The organism is Streptomyces sp. Z423-1 (assembly GCF_013009255.1).
GTDB lineage: Bacteria > Actinomycetota > Actinomycetes > Streptomycetales > Streptomycetaceae > Streptomyces > Streptomyces gossypiisoli.
The window spans coordinates 145,926-166,830 of record NZ_CP053109.1; the positions used below are offsets into that span (position 1 = coordinate 145,926).

The following is a 20,905-nucleotide window of genomic DNA, read 5'->3' on the forward strand; positions in this document are numbered from 1 at the left end:
GTGGGGGTCAGTGCCGGTCGTACGGCGCCCAGCCGTCCGACCCGTTCAGGTAGTGGGCGACGGTGTACGACCGTGCCTCGGCGTCACTCAGCTGCGGCCGGTCCGCCGTCACGGCGGCGCCCGGACCGTAGTTGCGGTACTCGGCGAACCGTGCGTCCCGCCAGGAGAAGCCGCTCATGTCGGTCCACGGCGCGGCCTTGATCGCGGCCGGCAGCTCCGTGTCCCGGATCAGCACCTGGGCGATCGCGTCCGGCTGGCCGCCCGGGTGCCAGGGCCGCCCCAGGTGGAACGATCCGGCGGGTGCGTCGCTCACGATCCTCGACCGGGTGATCAGGAACCCGTACGGGTTGTCCTTCCAGGTCGAGGCAGCGGTGATGTAGCCGTTGTTCGTCGTCGATCCCCGGCTCAGCGCCCGGATCACCGACTGCTCGATGACCGTGGTGGCCCGCCCGTAGACGAAGTCGACGTCGCCCTCGATGTACGAGTCGCGGATGTAGACCCGGCTGACGGTGGTCAGCCTGGGGCTGTCGGTCATCAGGGTGTCCTGGTTGCCCAGGAAGGCGGTGTCCTCGAAGACGATCCGGTCGCCGGTCGTCTTCACCGCCAGCGCCTGCTCGCCCCTCAGCTCGTGCGCCGCCTCGTCGAAGTCGTTGCTGAAGGTGAGGTGGCGCGCGGTGACGTCGCTCGCGGCGATCCGTACGGTCGCGCTCCCGGTGGAGCCGCCGTACTCGGCGGGTGTGTCGTAGACGATGACCGTGTCTGAGCGGTCCTGTCCAGTCCCCTGCAGCAGGATCTTCGGCTTGTCCGCGGGAACGACCACCTTCTCGCGGTACGTGCCGGGCGCGACCGCGATGGTCACGGGCACGTCGTTGCCGGCCGGCACGGCGTCCACGGCCGACTGCACGGTCGGGTACGCACCGGGGACGTGCAGCGTCACCGCGTCGCCGATCCGCCGCTGCGGGCCGGAGAACCGCTTGACCAACGCGGGGACGGCCGCGGCCGGGTCGAGGCGGTAGTCGTAGAACGCCCGCGGATCGAAGGCGTCGCCCCAGGCGTCGTGCCGCCCCGTGGTGTTCCTCAGGATCGAGCCACGCTGCACCAACTCGGCCGTCGCATCGGCCTGATAGGGATGCTGGACACCGTCGTAGTAGCTGTTCTCGATGACCATCTCGGTCCGGCCGCGCGCCCAGCTGCCGTACGTCCACTGCGGATCGCCGTCGGCCACCTGATGGGAGAAGTAGTTGTTGTACAGATGCGCGTAGGCGCAGTTGTCGGCGGACGGATTGCGCTGTTTCGTTCCCGTGAACCAGTTGTGGTCGATGGTGATCTGGGTGGTGACGTTGTCCGTCCAGCCGATGCCGAAGGCCTTGTTGTGGTCGGCGAACTGGTTGTAGGAGACGGTGATGTACTCGCTGTCCTTGCGCACGTCGAGCAGCCCGTCGCCCATGTGCGTGAAGCGGTTGTGGTCGATCCAGACGTGGTGGACGGAGTCCATCTGGATGGCGTCGAAGTCGGTCGTCTTGCCGTCCCAGTCGCCCTCGACGTAGGAGTCCCGGATCGTCAGATTGCGGATGATGACGTTGTGGGTGCCGGGTTTGAGGTGCAGCTCGCCGTGCACGATCTCGCCGGTGTCGCCCACGCCGATGATGGTCTTGTCGGACGCCACCACGATGTCCGAGCCGAAGGGTTCGACGGCGATCGAGCCCTTGACACGGATGACGTACGGTTCCTCGGCCGCCGCGTATCGGGCCAGCGAAGCCTGGTCGGTGACGGTGACGACCTTGCCGCCCGCGCCTCCGGTGGTGCCGCCGGCGAGGGAGGCGAACCCGTGCGGCCGGTCGGTGAAGCGGTCGGCGGTCGTGGTGGCCGGCGTGGTCGGCGCCGTGTCCACGGTGGGGGCGGCGGCGTTCGCCTCCCCCACCGTCCCCAGGGCCAGGGCGGCGACCAGGCCGAGCACGGCGGCCATGGTTCTGCCGGATCCCGGCAAGCGCTTGCTACGGAGGTGCGTCATTGCGGCTCCCAACAGGCGGGGTGATGGGTTACAGAGGTGTGATCCGGAACTACATGAAGGTGGCCGCGCCGGCGTGTCCTTGGCCGGCGGGCGCGAGGGCGAACAGCCGGGCAGGGCACCGACCCGGCGTCACGGGGTGGCGGCGAAGACCTGGCCGGAGGGGCGTAATCCGTCCCCGACGTCGCAGGTGAGGCGACAGCGCGCCCCGGCGCCGATCTCGATGCGCAGCCGGGCCCGGCCCGCGGGCGCCTCTCGGCGGTGCTTGGCGTGCCGTTCCCTCCCCCGCCGCCCTGAAGGCGTGAGAGGTGCCTCGTCGCTTCCGCTCAGGCGAACCGGTGCACCGGATGCACGGTCCCGTCCGCGCCCCGCTGGAGCCTCATCCAGCCGAACGCGCGTCCAGTTGACCAGGTCCCGGGAGTGCAGGAGGGGCCGACCGGGGGCGCGGCCGAAGCCGGAGGTGGTGAGGTAGAAGTCCTCGCCGACGCGGACGGCGTCCGGGTCGGACCAGTCGGCGTTCAGGATCGAGGTGGTGTACGTCCCAACAGTCTCGGCGGTCACGGGCTCACCGCCTTGCGGACCAGGGACGCTGCCGCGTCACGGTCGAGGCGGCCGTCGGCGACGACGGTGACGATCCGCCGTACGACGGTCTCCCCCGACTGGATCGGCAGCCGGTCCTGGGAGGCCAGAGAGGAGCCGATGCCGGGGTACTCCTCCGCGCGCACGAACCACGGGTCGCGAAGGGTCTCCTCGGTGGCGCCGGCGAAGACCAGCGTCCAAGTGGAGCCCGTGAGGGCCACCCAGGAGGCACGGCTGCCGTGGATCTCCCGCTCGCCCTCGCGGTCGACGGTGAACACCTGCGGTGCCTCGGCCTCCTTGCGGGCGCGCCAGAAGAAGCCGCCGTAGGCCGCGCCGGGGCGGCCGTTCGTCGCCGGGCTGCCGATCGACAGCGGGCCGGAGGTGACGTTGGTCAGCGAGAAGGTGAAGTCCAGCGCCCAGGCGGTGCCGGTGAGTTCGGTGGCGGCGACCGTACGGCGCTCGCGCAGCAACTCGGCCCCATCCGCCACCCAGCGCAGCTCCTCCACAAAGCCGTCGGGGTCGCGCAGCTGGAAGGCGGTGTGCCGCTGGGCGCCGTGGTTGTCCAGCTCGGTCGGGCCCTGGTCGCGGACGTAGGTGCGTCCGCCCCAGAAGTTGTGCCCCGCGACGTCGGGAACGGCGACACCGACGCCGAGGTGGTGTGCGTGGTCGGCCGGGCCGAGCTCGGTGACCGCCGTGCCGGCCAGGGTGGTGACCGGGTGCAGGTACGGGCGTGGGGAGAGCCGGGCCGGCAGTTCGGGCCGGGTGACGTACCGGCCGACCGGCCGGCCCGCGACGCGCAGCACCGCGGTGTCGTCGCCGTCGCTGGTCATCGGGTGCTCACCTCCTTCTGACGCGCGAGCGGGAACGCCCAGGGGGCGCCCAGCTCGGAGTACAAGGTGAGGGTGTCGGCGGTGGCCGCGACCAGTCCGTCGATGCCGGGCACCACCCTGCGGCACTCGCCGGGGATCCGGTGCCAGGCGGTGTCGGGCAACGGAGTCGGGTCGGGGGCCTGCCGGATCGCCTCGACGACCCTCATGAAGGCGCCCGTCTCGTCAGGGGTGACCAGCAGGTCGGAACCGGTGGTGAGGTGCGCGACGAGGTTCTCCAGCAGGTCCGTGCGGCCGTACTCGAACTCCTCGGGGCCGTGGTTCGCGCGCTGCAGCAGGAAACGGTCCTGCCTGTACCAGAAGGTGATCCGGCCGCTGCTGCCGTGCACCAGGACGTACGGCTCGTCGGCGCGCTCGGCGCACAGGGTCACGGCGACCGTGACCGGGTGGCCCTGGGCAGTGGCGATCCGGACGCAGGAGGTGTCGTCGGACTCGATGTCGTTGGCCCGCAGCAGCTCGGTCTCGATGCCGGTGACGTCCTCGGCGCGGCTGCTCCCGCCGAGCGCGAGGCCGGTGGCGACGGCGTGCGCGAGGGGGTTGGTCAGCGCCCCGTCGAGGACGTCGGCGCCGTTCAGCCGCCGCTTGCCCGCCCACGGCGCCCGGCGGAAGTATGCCTCGTCACGCACCCAGGCCCCGGCCCCGCCAAGCCCCACGACCTGGCCGATCGCGCCCAGGGCGACCAGCTCGCGGATCGCGGGCAGGGCGTGCGAGCCCAGCGACTGGAACCCGATCTGGCAGGCGACACCGGCCTCGGCGACCCCGTCGGCCATGCGCCGGAACTCGGCGTACGAGGGAGCAGGCGGCTTCTCCAACAGGATGTGCACGCCCTGTTCGGCCGCCGTGAGCGCCAGGTCGGTGTGGGTCGGGATCGGCGTGCAGATCACAGCGATCCGGGCGCCGGTGGACTGCAGCAGGGCACCGAAGTCGGCGGACTGCTCGGGGAGCCGGCCGCCGAACTCCTCCTCGGTCAGCGGGGCCAGCTCGCAGATGCCGACCAGCCGCACCAGGCCCTTGCGCTGCAGGCGGCGGATGTTCTCGACATGCCAGCGGCCGTGGCCGCGCGCGCCGGCGAGGACGACGGGCAGAGGTGTGCTCATGGCATCCTCACCGCTCCCGTGCCGCGGGCCACCGCTCGGCAGGCCGACTCGGTGCTGTCGGTCGCTGTGTCCACGTGGTCGTCGTCGGCCGCGGCGCCGCCGGTGGCGGTGCCGCCCATGCATGTGCCGTACGCAGCCCAGCCGTCGTTCGCAGGCAGGGTGTCCCGGCTGACGTCCCGGGCCTCGGCGTGCGCGGGGCCACAGAGCGGTCCCAGCAGGCCGACGGCCGCGGCGTGGTGACGTGCTCTCATCCCTTCACCGCCCCCGCGCTGAAGCCCGTGATCAACCACTTCTGGATGAAGGCGAACACGATCACGACCGGTACGGCCGCGATGATGCCGCCCGCGGCGAGCGCACCCAGGTCGACGCTGTCCGCGCCCATCAGGGTGTTGAGGCCGACCGGGATGGTCTGCTTCTCCTGGTTGTTGAGGAACATCAGGGCGAACAGGAAGTGGTTCCAGGAGTGCACGAAGGCGAAGGACCCGACGGCGATCAGACCGGGCCGCAGCAGCGGCAGGACGACGATCCGGAACGCCTTCATCCGACCGCAGCCGTCGACCCAGGCCGCCTCCTCCAGGGAGTACGGCACGTTCTTGATGAAGTTGCTGATCAGGATGATCGACAGCGGCAGCTGGAAGACCGTCTCGGCGATGATGACGCTGCCGAGGGAGTTGATCATCTTCAGCTCGGCGAAGATCTCGAACAGCGGGACGAGGAGCAGCGCGCCGGGCACGAACTGGGAGCAGAGGAGGGCCAGCATGAAGGCCTGCTTGATCTTGAAGTTGAAGCGTGCGAGGGCGTAGCCGCCGGCCAGGGCGACGAGGGTCGTCAGCAGCAGGGTGACGACGCCGACCAGCACGCTGTTCTGGAAGTAGACGCCGAAGCTGCGCTCCGTCCACACCTTCTCGAAGTGGTCGAAGGTCATCGGCCAGGGCACGAGCGAAGTGGAGCCGGCCGGGCGCAGCGAGAACAGCAGGATCCAGTAGAACGGGATCAGGGTGAAGACGAGGTAGATGCCCATGGGGAGGTAGATCTGCCAGCGGGGGGCCTCGTCCCAGGCACGGCGGGACGTGTGCACCGGCCGCGGCGGTTCCGGGGCGGCGGGCGCGGGGGCGGGCACGGCCTTGGTGGCCAGCTTGGTGCTCACTTGTTGTCGCCTCCGAACTTGCTCAGCCGCAGATAGACGATCGAGCAGAAGAGCAGGATCACGAACGCGACCGTGGTCAAGGCCGACGCATAGCCGAAGTTGTGGGACTCGACGCTGGTGTGCGCGACGTACAACGGAAGCGTCGTCGTCACACCCGCGGGTCCGCCGCCGGTCAGCGTGTAGAGCAGGTCGACGTTGTTGAACTCCCACACCGCGCGCAGCAGCGTGGACAGGACGATCGCGTCCTTCAGATGGGGCAGCGTGATGTGCCAGAACTGCTTGATCCGGCTGGCCCCGTCGACCTCGGCGGCCTCGTACAGATCCTTCGAGACGGACTGCAGGTCGGCGAGGATGAGGATCGCGAAGAACGGCACGCCCCGCCACAGGTCGGCGACGACCGCGGCCCAGAACACCGTCCCGGTGTCCGACAGCCAGCTGGTGCCATAGGAACCGATGCCCATGTCGGCGAGGTAACGGGTGATGCCGGTCTGGGAGTTGTACAGCAGCACCCAGATCGCGGAGGTCAGCACGCCGGAGACGGCCCACGGGGAGAAGACCATGGCTCGGCCGAGCGCCCGGCCCACGAAGGTCTGGTTGACGATCAGCGCGAGCGCCAGACCGAACATCAGCTGCAGCCCGACCTCGACGACGACCCACTTGGCGCTGAAGACGAGCGAGTCCCAGAAGAGCGGGTCCTCGGTGAAGGCGTGGACGAAGTTGTCGACGCCCGCGAAGCCGTTCCGCCACGGCTTGGTGGGGTTGTAGTTCTGCAGGCTGTAGTAGAAGACACTGATGACCGGGTAGGCGATGAACCCCAGCATGAGCAGGGCGGCCGGGGCGATCAGCAGGTACGGGAGCCTGCGCGGGGTGGCGGAGGCACGGCGCCGCCGGGGTGGCGCGGGCGGTTTCGCCACGGCTGCGGCTTGGGCCATGACTGGTCTCCGTTCTCGGTACGTCGTGCGGGGGTCGTGCGGGGGTCTTGAGATCTTGTTGAGGTGAAGCGCTTTCCCGGTGGTCACGGCTGTGTGATCCCGCCGGTTCAGCCCGCGTACGGGTCCTGCACCTTGCCGGGGCGGGCGAGGAACTCGAAGTCGCAGCCGGTGTCGGCCTGGGTGATCTGTTCGTTGTAGAGCGCGCCGTAACCGCGCTCGTACCGTGCGGGCGGCGGCGTCCACTCGGCCCGCCGGCGCGCCAACTCCTCGTCGTCCACGTGGAGATGGAGCGTCCTGTTCGCCACGTCGAGCGTGATCGAGTCCCCGGTCCGCACCAGGGCGAGGGGCCCGCCGACGTACGACTCGGGCGCGACGTGCAGCACACAGGCGCCGTAGCTCGTCCCGCTCATGCGGGCGTCGGAGATCCGCACCATGTCCCGTACGCCCTGCTTCAGCAGGTGGTCGGGGATGGGCAGCATCCCGTACTCGGGCATGCCCGGACCGCCCTTGGGTCCGGCGCCCCGCAGGACGAGGACGCTGTCGGCGGTGATGCCGAGCGACGGGTCGTTGATCGTCCGCTGCATCGTCTTGTAGTCGTCGAAGACGACCGCGGGGCCGGTGTGCTTGAGCAGGTGCTGCTCGGCGGCGATGTGCTTGATGACCGCGCCGTTCGGGCAGAGGTTGCCACGCAGGACCGCGACCCCGCCCTCGTGGGCGACCGGGTTCTCGCGGGTGCGGATCACGTCGTCGTTGTGGACGAGCGCGCCGTCGAGCTGCTCGCGCATCGTGTCGTACGAGACGGTGGGCCGGTCCAGGTGCAGCAGGTCGGTGATCCGGGACAGGAATCCGGGCAGGCCGCCCGCGAAGTGGAAGTCCTCCATCAGGTACGTCTGTCCGCCCGGCCGGACGTTGGCGAGCACCGGGACCGTGCGGGCGATGCGGTCGAAGTCGTCCAGGGTGAGCTCGACGCCCACGCGGCCCGCCATCGCGATGAGGTGGATGACCGCGTTGGTGGAGCCGCCGAGTCCGAGGACGGTGGTGACGGCGTCCTCGAAGGCGTCGGCGGTGAGGATGTCACTCAGCTTCCGGTCCTTGTAGACCAGTTCGACGATCCGGAGGCCGGCGGCGGCCGCCATGCGGTCGTGGCCCGAGTCGACGGCCGGAATGCTGGACGCACCCGGGACCGTGACGCCGAGGGCCTCGGCGGCGGCGGTGAGCGTGGACGCCGTGCCCATCGTCATGCAGTGGCCCGGCGAGCGGGCGAGTCCGGACTCCAGCTCGGTCATCTCGCAGTCGCCGATGAGGCCAGCGCGCTTGTCGTCCCAGTACTTCCACATGTCGGTGCCGGAGCCGAGGACCTCGCCTCGCCAGTGCCCCGGCAGCATGGGCCCGGCGGGCACGAACACGGTGGGTAGGTCGACGGAAGCGGCGCCCATGAGGAGGGCGGGCGTGGACTTGTCGCAGCCGCCCATCAAGACGGCCCCGTCCACCGGATACGAGCGCAGCAGCTCCTCGGTCTCCATCGCGAGCATGTTGCGGTAGAGCATCGGGGTCGGCTTCTGGAAGGTCTCGCTGAGCGTGGAGACCGGGAACTCCAGCGGGAAGCCCCCGGCCTGCCACACCCCGCGCTTCACAGCCTGAGCGCGGTCTCGGAGATGCACATGGCAGGGATTGATGTCGGACCAGGTGTTGAGGATCGCGATGACCGGCTTGCCCAGGTGCTCCTCGGGCAGGTAGCCGAGCTGACGCGTGCGGGCGCGGTGACTGAAGGAGCGCAGTCCGTCGGTGCCGTACCACTGGTGGCTTCTGAGCTCTTCCGGCTTCTTCACAGGGACCACCCGGCGGCAATGGCGGCGACCTCGGCCCGCTCGCTCTCGGGCAGCGGTCTGCTCGGCGCGCGGACCTCACGGCGGCACAGCCCGAGGGAGGCGAGTGCCTCCTTGACGACGGTGACGTTGTTGGCGGAGCCGTTCGCGGCCCGCAGCTCCTCGAAGCGGCGGATCTGCTCCCAGACCTTCATGGCACCCGGATAGTCCCCTGATCGGAGAGCCTCGATCATGTTCAGCGAAACGGACGGGGCGACGTTCACCAGCCCGGAGGTGAAGCCGGTGGCGCCCGCGGAGAAGTACGAGGGCGCGTACGGCTCGGCGAGTCCGGCCACCCAGACGAACCGTTCCAGCCCGGCGTCGCGGGCGAAGGCGGCGAACCTGGCGGCGTCCGGGACCGCATACTTCACGCCGATGACGTTCGGGCAGCTGTCGGCGAGTTCCGCGAGGCGGGCCCCGGCGAGCTGCGCGTTGCGGATGTACGGCACGACGCCCAGCTCGGGCACCGCCTCGGCGATCGCCCGGTGATAGTCGACCCAGCCGCCCTGTGAGACATAAGGATGGACCGGCTGATGGACCATCACCATCTGCGCGCCCAGCTCGCGGGCGTGCCACGCGGAGGCGACGGCAGCCGGGACGTCGTGTCCGACACCGACCAGGACGGCGGCCCCCTTCCCTGCCTCGTCGACGGTCATCTCGGTGACCAGACGGCGCTCTTCTGGGGTGAGGGCGTAGAACTCGCCGGTGTTGCCGTTGGGGGTGAGGGTGGTGATGCCCCCGTCGAGCAGACGACGCAGCAGGGCCCGGTAGGCACCCGGGTCGACGGAGCCGTCCTCGGCGAACGGGGTCACCGGGATCGCCACCACGTCGGCCAGGGCCGCCCGCTGGGTCTCGAACGCCATGCTGCTCATTCCTGACCTTCCTGTTCCAGTGCTGCCTGGGGGAACGCACGCTGCACGAAGGACGCGATGTGGGCGTGGAGAGCCCGCGCCGCGCCGTCCGCGTCACCGTTCAGGGCGAGGCGGAGGATCTCCCGGTGCTCGGTGGCCTCCCGCTCCCAGGAGGGCGAGGCGGCCCAGGCGACAGCCGAGACAAGGGCGGCCTGGTCGCGGACCTCGTCGAGCATCCGGCCGAGCAGCGGGTTGCCGCACGGCAGGTACAGGGCGCGGTGGAACTCCCGGTTCGCGAGGGAGCGTTCGGCGGTGTCAGTGGCGTCGGCCGCTCTGGCCAGCGCATCGCGGGCGGCGTCCAAGGAGGCACCGCGCCGCACGGCACGCTTCAGGGCCTCGGGTTCGAGGAGCAGCCGCACGTCGTACACCTCGCGCGCCATGTCCGCGTCCACCATGCGCACCGTGACGCCCTTGTACTGGCTCATCACGACCAGCCCGGTCCCGGCAAGCGTCTTGAGCGCCTCGCGCACCGGGGTCTTCGACACCCCGAACTGCGCGGCGAGCTCGGTCTCCACCAGGGCCTGACCCGGCATCAACTGCCCGGTGAGGATGCGGCGTTTGATCTCCTCCAGCACGAACTGCGTGCGCGAGGGGATCGGCGTGGGCACAGAGGTCATGCGCGCCTCTCGGATCCTTGCGAGATCTGTGATCTCACGTATCGCGTCTCATATATGACGTACGAAGTACGACGCGATGACGGTAGGAACGACCCCGGGTTTCGTCAATCCTTTCGACCAAGTAACTTGCGCCTGCCGTTTACACGTTCTTAGTGAGGCTTTGACGCGCGGTGGACGTGGAACCGCCGAGGACGGCGGGCCGCACGGCCCATACCACCGGCGCCCTCGGACCTTAGGAGGATCGGTTCGCCTTCGCGATGCCAAGCCTCAGGAACAGTTCGGCAAAGCGGGCGAGTCCTGTCGGGCGGACACCGGCTCCGCAGCCACCGGAGCACTTGAGCAGGCAGGAACCGTCCCTGAGTACGCCCCCAGGCCGCACGACTCGAAGTCGTGCGGGACGGTGCGACATGACTAGCACAGCGCGGATCGCTGTGCCATTGCAACACGCAAAGGTATCGGGCCCGCGTTCACCCACGCTTCGGCCCCACTGCCACGCTGGAGACGGCCGACGCCCCGCACACCTTTACGGCTTGCCCGTGCAGCCGGATCCCGGCCGCTCAGCCCCACCGTGCGGTCCAGCAGTACCGCGTCGGCGTCGACGCCTGCGACGGGGCCGAAGGTACCGCCGCCGCGGTCGGGGTCGCAGACGGCCACTACGAGCAAGCGCGGCGGGCTTGCGGTACGGCCGGGCAGGACTTGTACGCCGGGCCGGTTGCGCAGGCCAGATCCCAGGCGAGGATCACCAGTTCATCGATCGCGCCTGGCCCGGTACGACCCCCGCCGAACGTGATCACCGGTCCGTACGGGCGGGCCTCAGGGAACTGGCTGCGGGACTGCGGGGGATCGTGATCGACCTGGCCGTCCCCTTCCACGCTCATGCAGGCGGACGACGCCCCGCCCTCGCAGTACGAACGGCTCGGCCTGCCGGAGACCGGCGACATCGGCGACGAGCACCTGGCGGTCCGTCGGCAGTGGCCGCAGGTGGAGGCATCGCTCGACCTGGTGCGCCCCGACGACTGCCCGCGGACCGAACCGAGCGTGCACGCCACCCTGCGGACCCTGGTCGACGATCCCGGGACCCGGGAGGTCCTGCGCCGCCATGCCCCCGCCGTCGTCGACGGGGGGAATGCCGCAGACGGCGGGTGACCTCATCCTGATCGATATCGCCTCGTACGCCGTCGGCAAGCTGCCGGTGCCCGCCCTCAGGTCCATCGCGCGCGACCTCGCGGCGTTGGCGGCCGAGCGGGGCCGCGGGGAGTGACCGTGGCCCGACGCGGAGTGGGAAGATGAGTGAACTCGTTCCACGACCCAGGAGCACGCCCCATGCCCGTCCGTCCCCGCATCCTCTACGTCACCGATCTCGCCTATCAGGCCCGCGGACGGCGCTACTGCGACGAGGACATCTTCCTGTCGTCCCGGTTGCGGAACGACTTCGACATAGCCCTGTGCCACCCGCTCGACGCCGCCGCGCTGATGGACGGCTTCGACGCGGTCGTGGTCCGCAACAGCGGCCCCGTCCTGCACTACCAGAAGGAGTACGACGCCTTCCGGGACCGGGCGGCAGCGCGTGGGACACGGATCTACAACCCGCTCACCGGCCGGGCCGACATGGCGGGCAAGCAGTACCTGCTGGATCTGACCGCGGCCGGATACCCCGTCATCCCCACCATCGAACGGCCCCAGGACCTCGGACTGCTCCCGGAGAGCGACCAGTACGCGGTCAAGCCGAAGGCCGGAGCGGACTCCATCGGCCTCGGCTTCGTGTCACGGGACGAACTGGACGACCTCACCTACGGCGACGTCCTGGTCCAGCCCCGCATCGACTTCCGCTACGAGGTGTCGTTCTACTACGTCGACGACACCTTCCAGTACGCCCTCAACGCCCCCGACCCCGACCGCCGCTGGGCTCTCGAGCCCTACCAGCCCACCGAAAGCGACCTCGCCTTCGCCCGGCGCTTCATCGACTGGAACACCCTCCATCACGGGATCCAGCGTGTGGACGCCTGCCGTACCCAGGACGGAGACCTCCTCCTGGTCGAGCTGGAAGACCTCAACCCGTACCTGTCGCTGGACCACGTCGACGCATCCACGCGCGACGCCTTCGTCACCAGCATGGCGGCCTCTCTCCACCGGTTCCTGGAGTCCCCCCGCACCTGATCAGGGTCGGGGACCGGTGCTCCGTTTCCGGTCCCCGGCCCCACTGACGCGGTGTCGTCGGCGAATGCCGCCGTCCGGCCGACCAGCGCTGCCGGTAATGGCGCACCTGCGCTGCGACGAGAACTCGGGCGGCAGGCCGGGCCGAGCGTCGCCTATCAGGAACTGACCGTTCACCAGGCCCGCTCCGGCGCGTTCGAGGAGCACGGGCGAGATCGCCATCGACCCGGCCGTGCACTGCGTCGACCCCGCCGCGCTACAGCCCGCTCTCCAGCGCCCGCGCCTGCCGACGCCAGAACTCCCGCGAGACCCCGGCCTTGGGGAACGCCTGGTCGAACCCGTGGAAAGCGCCGGGAACGATGTGGAGTTCGCAGGAGACGCCGCTGTCGCACAGTCGACGCGCGTACTCGATGTCTTCGTCGTGGAAGAGATCGAGGGTGCCGACACCGATCCACGCCGGAGGAAGGCCGGTGAGATCCTCACGGCGAGCGGCGGCCGCGTACGGGGAGACGTCCGGGCCACCGACCGTGTCGCCGAGGTATGCCGACCAGCCGTATCGGTTGCTCTTGGGCGTCCAGAGGCGGACGTCGAGGTCGTCCAGGTCGGTTCTCGTCGTCGTGCGGTCGTCCAGCATGGGGTAGACCAGCAGCTGGAGCACGGGCCGGAACTCGCGGCGGTCATGGGCGAGCAGCGCGAGGGCCGCGGCGATTCCGCCGCCGGCGCTGGCGCCGCCGATCGCGATGCGATCGATGTCGACGTGCAGGTCGCTCGCGCGCTCGACCAGGCCATGCAGCGCGGCGTAGGCGTCCTCGACCGCGGCGGGCGCGGGATGGTCCGGCGCCAGTCGATAGCGGACCGCGGCGACGGTGATGCCGAGTTCGCGGACGAAGGCGGCGTTCGTCCGGTCGTCCTGCTCCGGGGCGCCGAAGACGAGGCCGCCTCCGTGTACCCAGAGCAGAGCCGGAACGGCCGTCTGCAAGCCGGTCGGCTGAAAGACCCGAAGCGAGACAGGCGGTGCGCCCTTCGGCCCGGGCACGACGAGTTCCCGAACCCTGACACCCGTCCCGGGACCGGCCGGGCGCGTCTTCAGGCTCCGCATGGCGCGTGACGACAAGGGCCCGTAGGACACCCTGGGGATGAAGCGTCCCCAGGCAAGATCGGGATGGAAGGCACTCATCTGTTCCTCATGCCCATCACGGGTGTACGGGATGCCCGGCCACCGTGCGGGTGGCCGGACGCATGTACGAGGTGGGCCTTGGCCTCGGTTGACACCGCGAACAGGGCGGGGCAGGCCGAACGTCCGGTCCTGCCCCGCCCTGGGGCTCAGCGGGTCGGGGTCAGGAGATCTTCACCAGCTTCCACTGCTGGCTGGTGCCGCCGGTGGTGAACCACTGCTCGATGGCCGCGCCGTCGGCGGTCGAGTCTCCGGCGACGTTGAGTTTGTAGCCGTTCGAGCGTGACTCGATGGTGTAGTTGCCGTTGTCAGCCGGGGTGATCACCCACTGCTGGTTGGTGCCGGTGTTGGGGGTCCACAGGGCCAGCTGGGTTCCGGGCCAGGTGCTGACGTTGGGGATGTCCAGTGCCTTGCCGCTGGCGACGCCGGTGATCGTGTAGTAGCCCGCGCTGTTCAGGGCCAGTCTCCACTGCTGGTTGGTGCCGCCGTGGTCGGTCCATTGGAGGATGGGCGTGCCGTTCGCGGTGCCGCCTTCGAAGGCGTCGAGGGCCTTGCCGCTCCGAGCGCTGATGATCTTGTAGTTACCGGAGAGGTTGGGCACGGTTTCGGGAGTGACGGACAGGTTGGCGTACTGGACCGGGTTGTAGTTGTCTGCACCGAGGCCGACCAGACCGCCGCCGTAGCTTGTATCGGTGAGCGTGGCGACCGTGGTGCCGTCGATCTTGGCGGTGATGGTGCTGCCCTGGAAGGTCAGGGCCAGCTTGTGCCAGGTGTTCGTCCCCGGGGCGGTGACGGTGCCCCTGGCGAGGGCGGTCCATGCCCACTTGTCGCTGCTGGTCTTGTACACCGTCCAGGAACCGGTGTCGGTCAGGCGCAGGTGGTAGGCGTTCAGACCGCCGTTGAACTTCGGCTGGGTGCCGACGCGACCGAGGATCGTGGCGCCGCTGCCGCTCTTCTCCAGCAGTACGTCGGCACTGACCGTGTAGTTGCTCCAGCCCAGGTCGCCCATGAGGGTGTACGGCTGGATACTGTCCATGGTCGGGGACCACCAGGTGATCGGCTTCATCGGCGCCGTCTGGCGCAGGCACTGGCCGCTACGGCCGCCGGCGCAGGGCGCGGACTGGTAGGCGCCGTTCATGGTGGCGAGGTACTTCGCCTCCTTGCCGGTGCTGTAGCCGCCGAGGGAGTCGGAGTACGGCAGTGCGAGCCGGGTGCGCGACGGGGAGGTGACGGTACCCGCGCCCTGACCGGTGGTGGTGGTCACGGTGTAGACCCGCCCGGGTTCCAGGGTGAGCGAGTAGGTCCCGTTGCTCGCCGTCAGGTCGGCGTTCTTCACCATGCGCGGGGTGGCCCTGCCGGCGGGCGCCGACATGTCGGTGGACCACACGTGCAGGGTGCCCCCGGGCAGACCGCCGGTGGTGTTCAGGGTGACCGTCTGCGCCTCGGTGGCGTCCAGGGTCTCGATGACGGTGCTCCAGGCGCTCTTGTCGGGCGCCGCGTAGCTGACGAAGCTGCCGTTGGAGCGGTTGCCGCCGAGGTAGCCGGTCGCGGTGTCCAGGTACTTCCAGCCCGGTGAGGTGAACTGCGTCGTCTGCGCCATGGCCCAGACGGTGCGGGAGACGTTGTAGTGGCCGGACCACGGCTGGTTCGCGGTGATCAGACCCTGGTCGTGGAAGAAGAGGCTCTGGTAGTCGGAGGCGAGCAGCGGCCAGTTGATGTACGCGCTCATCTTCGCGTCGATGTAACCGCGATTGATGGCGCGGGCGACCGGCGCCGCGCCGGTCTCGGCGTTCTCCGAGCCGTTCTCGCTGGCCCACAGCTGCTTGCCGAGCGCCTTGGCGTCGGCGCTGGAGGTGCAGGTGGTCATCGCCGACTGGTACACGCACGGGTAGTGCGAGCCGACGATGTCCACGGCGCTGTTCAGGGCACTGTCGTTCTTCATGCCGGTGGCGACGTCCCAGTTGTTCTCGTCGCCACCGACCAGCTTGGTCGAGGTGTAGCCCTTCGCGATCATCGCCGCCTTGAGGTCCTTGTAGAAGGAGGCGCTGTAGGGCTGCTCGTTCCGGCCGCCGATGTAGTCGATGGTCAGGCCGCGCTGCTTGGCACAGTCGAGCCAGGAGATCAGGTAGTCGACGCCGTCCTGCGAGTAGAACGTCCCGTTGCCGATCCAGCCGGGGGCGCCCCAGGCCAGGGCGGAGAGCTTGATGTCGGGGTTGCGGGCCTTGGCCTGCTCCATCATCCACCACTCGTAGCCGGCGTCGCAGTCGATGTCGCCCCTGGTGTGCTGGTGGCTGATCTCGGCGCCGTCGGTGGAGTTGGTGTCACCTCCTATCTCGACCTTGAGGATCTGCAGGGACGCGCCGTAGCCGGGCTTGAACAGGTAGTCCAGGACCTGGTTGCGCTGGGTGGCCGGGTAGTCGAGCAGCAGGCGGCTGTTGCCGCCGCCGCCGCTGATCGCGCCGATGCCGTCGAAGGTGCGTCCACCGCTGGTGCCGTCCACGGTGATCGCGGTGTTGGTGGCGGCGTAGGCCGGGGACGGTACTGGGCCGGTGAGCAGGGCGAGGCCGAGAAGCAGGGCGGCCACGGTCGCGATGCGTCTGGTGAGCCTGTCGTGCAGGCTCATGACAATCCGCACGGGGAGGTCCTCCTTGGGATGGGTGCGCAGGGGGCGTTCGTACGGCGGTGCTGGTGATGGCGCCGGTGCCCGCATCGCGGCGGGCCCTGCGGCCCGGGGAGGCGGGCAGGCCGCCCCGGGACAGTGATGTCCGGTCGATGTGTCGGGCGACGTTGGAGTCCGGAACAAGGGTGATCAGTCGGCCTCGGCCTTCCGATCACCGCAAACGCCTCGGTGGAACGGTCGGTGAGTGCCGCCGACAGGTCCCGGACAGATCGGTCTTGTCCGGGAAGTGATCCTGGTCAGGACAGGGCGAACAGTTCGAAGCGGTCGAACGCCATCCAGTGGTTGCTGGACGAGGCGTTCTTCCCGACGACCTTGAACTGCAGGGTGTGCTGACCGGCGGAGAGCTGGAGGTGCCCGAAGGTGGTCCGGTAGTACTCCGCGGCGGTGCCGTACTCGTCCTGGGGCGGGCCGAAAGCCTTGCCGTCGACGTAGAGCTGGAAGAAGCCGCGGTTGGTCAGCCTCTTGAGATAGGCGCTGAGCTCATAGCGCCCCGTGGCAGGCGCGTTGACCGTGTAGGTCACGGACTGGCCGACGGCGGTGGACTCCAGCACGCTGGCCTGGCCGGCGCTGGCTCCCTCCTCGGCGAAGTTTCGGCGCACGACGCCCGAGGTCGAGGTGACGGGCAGTGACTCGGCCTCGTAGACCGTCTTGGGGCTGCCCGCGATGACCGGGCTGACGTCGAAGCGCAGCGAGGCGCTGGCAGGGAGCGCGGGCAGGCTCACCTGTGCCGTGTTGCCGGTGACCGTGTAGTCGCCTTCCAGGACCTTGACCGGGTTGGTCAGCTCCCCCAGGTCGTCGAAGCGGGTGGCGCGAAGCCGGATCTTGCCGCCTCGCTGCAGGGCGGCGGGGATGTTGCGCAGGTCGAGGGTGACCGTGTGCGTGGCGGTGGTCTGGTTGCCGATCAGACCGGTGGAGCGGCGCTGGGTGGTGTCGACGGCGGTGAAGGCGTCCACCGTGGTCGCGGCGGAGGACGTGGTGCGCGCGAGCCGTCCGGTCATGTCCTTGTAGGTGTTGTAGTTCCACCACACCCCGCGAGGCAGGTTTGCGCCCCGGGTCGTGGCGTTGCCCAGGGTCGCCACGAAGTCGGGGTTGTCCCCGACCCACTCCCAGGCGGAATAGAGCCCGTCGGTCAGGCCGTTGGGCACGCTCCGTTCGAACTGGGCGAGGTAGCGGACGTTGACGCCCGCGTCCCACGCGTCCGCCTTGCCGTATCCGGTGCCCTGGTACTCGGTGATCGCGATGGGCATCGGGGTGATGCCGTTGTCGATCATCCACTGCTTGATCTGGGCCGTGTGGCCCGGGATGTCGGGTGCGCCCGCGGTGAGCTCGTGCCAGGACAGCACCTCGGGCAGGCAGTTGTTCTGCTTGCAGTAGGTGAGGAACTGGGTGAGCCGCGCGAAGCTGTAGCTGGACAGTTCAGGCGCCTGCACCTTGAGCGCGGAGTCACGGGCCTTCAGAGTGTCGTAGGCGACCTTGTGCGCCGCGAGGTAGCTGGTGAAGGGCCGCGCGGTGGTGTTCCACTGCAGGTCCGGTTCGTTCCAGGTGATCCAGGAGTCGACGTCGTAGTTGTTGGTCCGGGCTTCGTCGTAGACGCTGTTGACGATGTTCCGCCAACGGTCCTGGTCGCCGCCGTCTCCCGGCCGGTAGTTGCGGTCGGGGTGGTTGGGGTCAGCGACGTAGTAGTAGACGCCGACCTGCAGCCGTGCTCCGGTGTCCTTGACGCGGTCGTAGGTGGGGCGGTCGAACAGGCTGGGCAGGTTCGGGTGGTGGTCCGCGCCGCGGATCGCCCGGACCGTGACGCCGTCGATGAGGTACTGGGCGGGCGAGTTGGCGTCGATCCCGTGCAGATAGCCGCTGGCGACCTGGTTGGACGGCCCGTCATCGGCGCCGTAGTCCACCGTCACCGTGATCGAGTCCGCTTGCGCGGGTGCCACCCCGGTCAGCGTGCTCAGGACCGTGGCGGCCGTGGCCACGGTGAGCACTTTGAGGATTCTCATCGTTGAGATTTCCCTTCGGTTGTCGTGCGGGAGGGTGTGCTGGCCCGCCCTCCGTCACCGCGACGGAGGTGGGGGGTTCGGAGGGGTCAGGCCGTCCGGTAGGTGTCCAGGCGTCCGCACATGCCGAAGGCGCGATCGTGCGGGGCGGGGGCGTCCGCCGACGTGACCTGCGCGTCCCTCAGGTGGGCGCTGTCCGCCTCCAGCAGCGCGTCGATGTGCCGGGAACTGGCCTCCACCGCCGCCGCGGGGCCGGCGGCGACGATGTCACGCCATGCGGCCGCCCGTGGCCGTACGAGCGCCGCGGCCTGGCGGTAGAGGGTGAGGAGCGGCTCGGGGTCGCCGTCGGCCAGGTGGTCGCGCAGCCTCTGGAACCCGACGACGGCCAGATCGCGCCGGCGCCGGGCGGAGCCTTCGGGGTCGTCCGGGTCCAGGGTGGCGGCGGCGCGGTAGCGGTCGGCGTCGGCCAGCACGTCGGGCGGGAAGGTAAGGACGGCGTCTCCCGCCTCGGGCAGACCGGCGTTCTGCATCACCACGATCACCCGCAGGCCGCCGTGGTTGACCGCGCGGTGCACCGTGCCCGGGCTGAACCAGGCGACGGTGCCCGCCCGCAGGGGTACGGAGGTGTACCCGGACGGAGTGAGGGTCTGCAGCTCACCGCTGCCCGCCACGACGACATAGCCCTCGGTGCAGACGGTGTGCAGGTGGGGTGACCCGCCGTGGCAGCCGTCGGCGGCTTCCCAGGGATAGACCTCCAGCCCCGAGACCCCGGTGCCGCCGGGGAAGGTCACCACGGGTGCTCCTTGAGGTATCCGGTGACGGCGGCGCGGTCCCACAGGCCGTCGGCGACGACGATCCGGGAGTGGCGGCGCAGGGCGTCTCCGGCGGGCAGAACGAGTTCCTCGTGGAAGGCCGGCGACGGGGCGACGGCGGGGAACGGCTCGCTGCGCACGAACCAGTGGGTCGTCCCCTCCTCGTCGGGGTCCTGCTCGAAGACGAGGGTGGAGGCCGCGTCGACCTCGTCGTGCGGGGAGGAGTACGCGAGCCACGACGCGGTGCGGCCCATGACCTCGCCGCCTTCCAGGTCCCCGTCGGCGAGAACCGTGCCGTGGGTCATGTCCCGCGGGCCGCGCCAGAACAGGCCCGTGTAGCCGGCGGCGGGCCTGCCCGCCGTGGTGGGGCTGCCGATCTCCAGGTCGCGGCCGCTCACGTTGGTCAGCTCCGAGCCGAAGCGCAGCGTCCACGCCCCCGCGGTCGTGTCCACGTCGTGGGCCCGCAGCGTGCGCACCTCCGTGAACCACTCCTCGCCGTGCGCGGTCACCCACGTCACCCGCTCGGTCAGCCGCAACTCCTGCCCGTCGCATTGGAGTTCCTCGAAGCCCTCGTGCCTCAGGCACCCGACGTTGTCGAGCTGGACGTATCCATGGCCGGGCGCCGAGGCGTCGAAGGTCGGACCGCCCCAGAAGTTCTGCCCCGAGACGTGCGACAGGGTCATGGTCAGCCCCTTGTGCCACCGGTGGTCGTGCGGCCGGTTCGCCGAGACGACCTGGCCGCCCAGGGTGCGCAGCGGGTGCAGGTACGGCGCCGGGCATTCGGAGGGAACCGTGTCGGAGCGGAAGGTGTAGCGCAGCAGTTCCACCCCGTGCCCGGTCAGGCTGAACGAGGCCTCGTCGCGGCTCAGTTGCAAGGAGTCCGAGGAGTCCGAAGAGGGAGACAAGATCATTCGCTTTCGGTGGAGGTGGAGGAGCGGGACGAGCTGGGGGCCCAGCCGTCGGTGTCGCCGTGCAACCGGTGGTAGAAGGGGTCCGCCGGGGCCAGGTCCGTGCGCGCGACGGTGCTGCGCGTGAACGCCGAGCGGTAGACGGCGGTCACCAGCTCCAGGGTGCGCCGCCCGTCCGCGCCGCTCACCGGGGGTCGCTCGCCCCGGTCGTAGGCGTCGAGCAGGGCGGTCAGCTGGGCGGCGTGGGAACTGGGTTCGTCGCCCGCGGGAGCCGACCAGTGGATGACGCGCTCCTGGTCGTCCACGTGCGGGGCCGGGGTGTAGGTCCAGTCGTCGTTGCCGTAGCCGTACAGGTGCTTGACCTCGACGGTGGCGTCGGTGAGATCCACGCGGATGTAGCTCTCCTCGCGCGGGGACAGCACGCTGTTGACCACGGTCGCCATCGCACCGCTGTCGAACCGGACGATCGCCATCGAGACGTCCTCGGTCTCCACGTCGCGGTCCAGCCGGCCCACCACGGCGGTCACCTCGCTCCAGTCCCCGAGCAGTGCCAGCAGCAGATCCATCTGGTGGATGCCGTGGCCCATGGTCGGACCGCCGCCCTCGCTGTCCCAGGTGCCGCGCCACGGCACCTCGTAGTAGGCGTGCGGGCGGTACCAGGTGGTGCTGCAGTGCGCGACGAGCGGGCGGCCGAGCCCGCCGGTGGCGATCAGGCCGGCCGCGTGCCGCCCCGCCGCGCCGAAGCGGTGCTGGAACACCACGCTGGCGTAGGCGCCGCCGACCCGCTCGGCCTCGGTGATCACGTCGTGCTCGGCCAGGGACAGGCAGGGCGGCTTCTCCAGCCACACCCAGGCGCCCGCCAGCAGGCACTGCCGGGCCTGTTCGGTGTGCAGGCTCGGCGGTGTGCACAGGTGCACCAGGTCCGGCCGGGCCTTTTCGAGCATCTCCCCCAGATCGGTGTAAGAACCGGGGATGTCGTGGGTGTCGCAGAACGACTTGACACGGTCGGCGTCGACGTCGCATGCCGCGACGACCTGTACGCGGTCACCCTGGGCGGCAAGGGCGGGCAGGTGCGCGCCCCCCGCAATGCTGCCGGCGCCCACGAGGGCGACCCGCACGGGTTTGTTCGTCATGGAGCCA

At 69.9% G+C, this 20,905-nt stretch carries 18 protein-coding genes and 3 pseudogenes; 3 read left to right on the plus strand and 18 right to left on the minus strand.

What is annotated here, in order from left to right; translation table 11 throughout:
• Positions 1-7: 7 nt before the first annotated feature.
• The 12 genes and pseudogenes from HJD23_RS00700 to HJD23_RS00750 all read right to left on the minus strand — a co-directional run bounded on the left by HJD23_RS00700 (position 8) and on the right by HJD23_RS00750 (position 10,921).
• Positions 8-1,966: a pectinesterase family protein gene (locus HJD23_RS00700; RefSeq protein ID WP_240980579.1), complete on the minus strand. Its 1,959-nt coding sequence runs from the start codon at positions 1,964-1,966 to the stop codon at positions 8-10.
• 94 nt (positions 1,967-2,060) lie between these two features.
• A pseudogene (locus HJD23_RS43230) lies at positions 2,061-2,409 on the minus strand (glycoside hydrolase); the annotation flags it as partial.
• Positions 2,410-2,455: 46 nt separating this feature from the next.
• Positions 2,456-2,569, minus strand: a pseudogene (locus HJD23_RS43235) (hypothetical protein); the annotation flags it as partial.
• On the minus strand, positions 2,566-3,417 hold the full coding sequence (locus HJD23_RS00710) for a PmoA family protein (RefSeq protein WP_171110104.1): 852 nt from the start codon (positions 3,415-3,417) through the stop codon (positions 2,566-2,568). The pseudogene HJD23_RS43235 and the gene HJD23_RS00710, both read right to left, overlap by 4 nt.
• Entirely contained in the window at positions 3,414-4,571 is a 1,158-nt protein-coding gene (locus tag HJD23_RS00715) for a Gfo/Idh/MocA family oxidoreductase (protein WP_171133964.1), read from the minus strand. Before HJD23_RS00715 ends, HJD23_RS00710 begins: the two co-directional genes overlap by 4 nt.
• A 56-nt stretch (positions 4,572-4,627) precedes the next feature.
• Positions 4,628-4,822: pseudogene (locus HJD23_RS00720) on the minus strand (pectate lyase); the annotation flags it as partial.
• Positions 4,819-5,718 (minus strand): carbohydrate ABC transporter permease, encoded by a 900-nt coding sequence (locus HJD23_RS00725; protein WP_171133965.1) that lies wholly within the window; start codon positions 5,716-5,718, stop codon positions 4,819-4,821. The pseudogene HJD23_RS00720 and the gene HJD23_RS00725, both read right to left, overlap by 4 nt.
• Positions 5,715-6,650: a sugar ABC transporter permease gene (locus HJD23_RS00730; protein WP_171133966.1), complete on the minus strand. Its 936-nt coding sequence runs from the start codon at positions 6,648-6,650 to the stop codon at positions 5,715-5,717. Before HJD23_RS00730 ends, HJD23_RS00725 begins: the two co-directional genes overlap by 4 nt.
• 107 nt (positions 6,651-6,757) lie before the next feature.
• Entirely contained in the window at positions 6,758-8,488 is a 1,731-nt protein-coding gene (araD, locus tag HJD23_RS00735; protein WP_171110183.1) for an L-arabinonate dehydratase, read from the minus strand.
• Positions 8,476-9,387, minus strand: a complete 912-nt coding sequence (locus HJD23_RS00740; protein WP_171110184.1) for a dihydrodipicolinate synthase family protein — start codon at positions 9,385-9,387, stop codon at positions 8,476-8,478. The genes araD and HJD23_RS00740 overlap by 13 nt, the downstream gene beginning before the upstream one ends.
• Positions 9,384-10,043, minus strand: a complete 660-nt coding sequence (locus HJD23_RS00745) for a GntR family transcriptional regulator (RefSeq protein WP_171110185.1) — start codon at positions 10,041-10,043, stop codon at positions 9,384-9,386. Before HJD23_RS00745 ends, HJD23_RS00740 begins: the two co-directional genes overlap by 4 nt.
• 653 nt (positions 10,044-10,696) lie before the next feature.
• The gene (locus HJD23_RS00750) at positions 10,697-10,921 is read right to left on the minus strand and encodes a hypothetical protein (RefSeq protein ID WP_171110186.1); all 225 of its coding nucleotides are present in this window, start codon (positions 10,919-10,921) and stop codon (positions 10,697-10,699) included.
• On the opposite strand from HJD23_RS00750, the gene HJD23_RS00755 reads away from it, so the two are divergent.
• From HJD23_RS00755 to HJD23_RS00760, 3 genes are all read left to right on the plus strand, one after another.
• Positions 10,920-11,189, plus strand: coding sequence for a hypothetical protein (locus tag HJD23_RS00755; protein WP_171110187.1), 270 nt, complete (start codon positions 10,920-10,922; stop codon positions 11,187-11,189). The genes HJD23_RS00750 and HJD23_RS00755 overlap by 2 nt on opposite strands.
• The gene (locus HJD23_RS44625) at positions 11,170-11,304 is read left to right on the plus strand and encodes a hypothetical protein (protein WP_269475839.1); all 135 of its coding nucleotides are present in this window, start codon (positions 11,170-11,172) and stop codon (positions 11,302-11,304) included. Before HJD23_RS00755 ends, HJD23_RS44625 begins: the two co-directional genes overlap by 20 nt.
• A gap of 62 nt (positions 11,305-11,366) precedes the next feature.
• Positions 11,367-12,200, plus strand: coding sequence for a hypothetical protein (locus tag HJD23_RS00760; RefSeq protein WP_171110188.1), 834 nt, complete (start codon positions 11,367-11,369; stop codon positions 12,198-12,200).
• A gap of 253 nt (positions 12,201-12,453) precedes the next feature.
• On the opposite strand, the gene HJD23_RS00765 is transcribed toward HJD23_RS00760, so the two are convergent.
• The 6 genes from HJD23_RS00765 to HJD23_RS00790 form a co-directional block, all read right to left on the minus strand.
• On the minus strand, positions 12,454-13,374 hold the full coding sequence (locus tag HJD23_RS00765; RefSeq protein WP_171110189.1) for an alpha/beta hydrolase: 921 nt from the start codon (positions 13,372-13,374) through the stop codon (positions 12,454-12,456).
• 160 nt (positions 13,375-13,534) lie between these two features.
• Positions 13,535-16,006 carry an RICIN domain-containing protein gene (locus HJD23_RS00770; RefSeq protein WP_346770298.1) on the minus strand — a complete coding sequence of 824 codons (2,472 nt, stop codon included), beginning with the start codon at positions 16,004-16,006 and terminating at the stop codon, positions 13,535-13,537.
• Positions 16,007-16,287: 281 nt separating this feature from the next.
• Positions 16,288-18,048 carry a hypothetical protein gene (locus tag HJD23_RS00775; RefSeq protein WP_171110190.1) on the minus strand — a complete coding sequence of 587 codons (1,761 nt, stop codon included), beginning with the start codon at positions 18,046-18,048 and terminating at the stop codon, positions 16,288-16,290.
• An 86-nt stretch (positions 18,049-18,134) separates the two neighbouring features.
• A complete protein-coding gene (locus tag HJD23_RS00780; RefSeq protein WP_171110191.1) occupies positions 18,135-18,839 on the minus strand; it encodes a cupin domain-containing protein in 705 nt (234 codons plus the stop codon).
• Positions 18,833-19,768: a PmoA family protein gene (locus tag HJD23_RS00785; RefSeq protein ID WP_171110192.1), complete on the minus strand. Its 936-nt coding sequence runs from the start codon at positions 19,766-19,768 to the stop codon at positions 18,833-18,835. Before HJD23_RS00785 ends, HJD23_RS00780 begins: the two co-directional genes overlap by 7 nt.
• Positions 19,765-20,898, minus strand: coding sequence for a Gfo/Idh/MocA family oxidoreductase (locus HJD23_RS00790; protein WP_171110193.1), 1,134 nt, complete (start codon positions 20,896-20,898; stop codon positions 19,765-19,767). The genes HJD23_RS00785 and HJD23_RS00790 overlap by 4 nt, the downstream gene beginning before the upstream one ends.
• Positions 20,899-20,905: the final 7 nt, after the last annotated feature.

Bases quoted from the DNA above. Each gene is read 5' to 3' on its own strand.
- HJD23_RS00785 (WP_171110192.1), bottom strand. From the start codon at position 19,768: ATGATCTTGTCTCCCTCTTCGGACTCCTCGGACTCCTTGCAACTGAGC.
- HJD23_RS00710 (WP_171110104.1), bottom strand. From the start codon at position 3,417: ATGACCAGCGACGGCGACGACACCGCGGTGCTGCGCGTCGCGGGCCGG.
- HJD23_RS00715 (WP_171133964.1), bottom strand. From the start codon at position 4,571: ATGAGCACACCTCTGCCCGTCGTCCTCGCCGGCGCGCGCGGCCACGGC.
- HJD23_RS00765 (WP_171110189.1), bottom strand. From the start codon at position 13,374: ATGAGTGCCTTCCATCCCGATCTTGCCTGGGGACGCTTCATCCCCAGG.
- HJD23_RS44625 (WP_269475839.1), top strand. From the start codon at position 11,170: ATGCCGCAGACGGCGGGTGACCTCATCCTGATCGATATCGCCTCGTAC.
- HJD23_RS00775 (WP_171110190.1), bottom strand. From the start codon at position 18,048: ATGAGAATCCTCAAAGTGCTCACCGTGGCCACGGCCGCCACGGTCCTG.
- HJD23_RS00750 (WP_171110186.1), bottom strand. From the start codon at position 10,921: ATGAGCGTGGAAGGGGACGGCCAGGTCGATCACGATCCCCCGCAGTCC.
- HJD23_RS00730 (WP_171133966.1), bottom strand. From the start codon at position 6,650: ATGGCCCAAGCCGCAGCCGTGGCGAAACCGCCCGCGCCACCCCGGCGG.
- HJD23_RS00755 (WP_171110187.1), top strand. From the start codon at position 10,920: ATGCAGGCGGACGACGCCCCGCCCTCGCAGTACGAACGGCTCGGCCTG.
- HJD23_RS00745 (WP_171110185.1), bottom strand. From the start codon at position 10,043: ATGACCTCTGTGCCCACGCCGATCCCCTCGCGCACGCAGTTCGTGCTG.
- HJD23_RS00790 (WP_171110193.1), bottom strand. From the start codon at position 20,898: ATGACGAACAAACCCGTGCGGGTCGCCCTCGTGGGCGCCGGCAGCATT.
- HJD23_RS00740 (WP_171110184.1), bottom strand. From the start codon at position 9,387: ATGAGCAGCATGGCGTTCGAGACCCAGCGGGCGGCCCTGGCCGACGTG.
- HJD23_RS00760 (WP_171110188.1), top strand. From the start codon at position 11,367: ATGCCCGTCCGTCCCCGCATCCTCTACGTCACCGATCTCGCCTATCAG.
- HJD23_RS00700 (WP_240980579.1), bottom strand. From the start codon at position 1,966: ATGGCCGCCGTGCTCGGCCTGGTCGCCGCCCTGGCCCTGGGGACGGTG.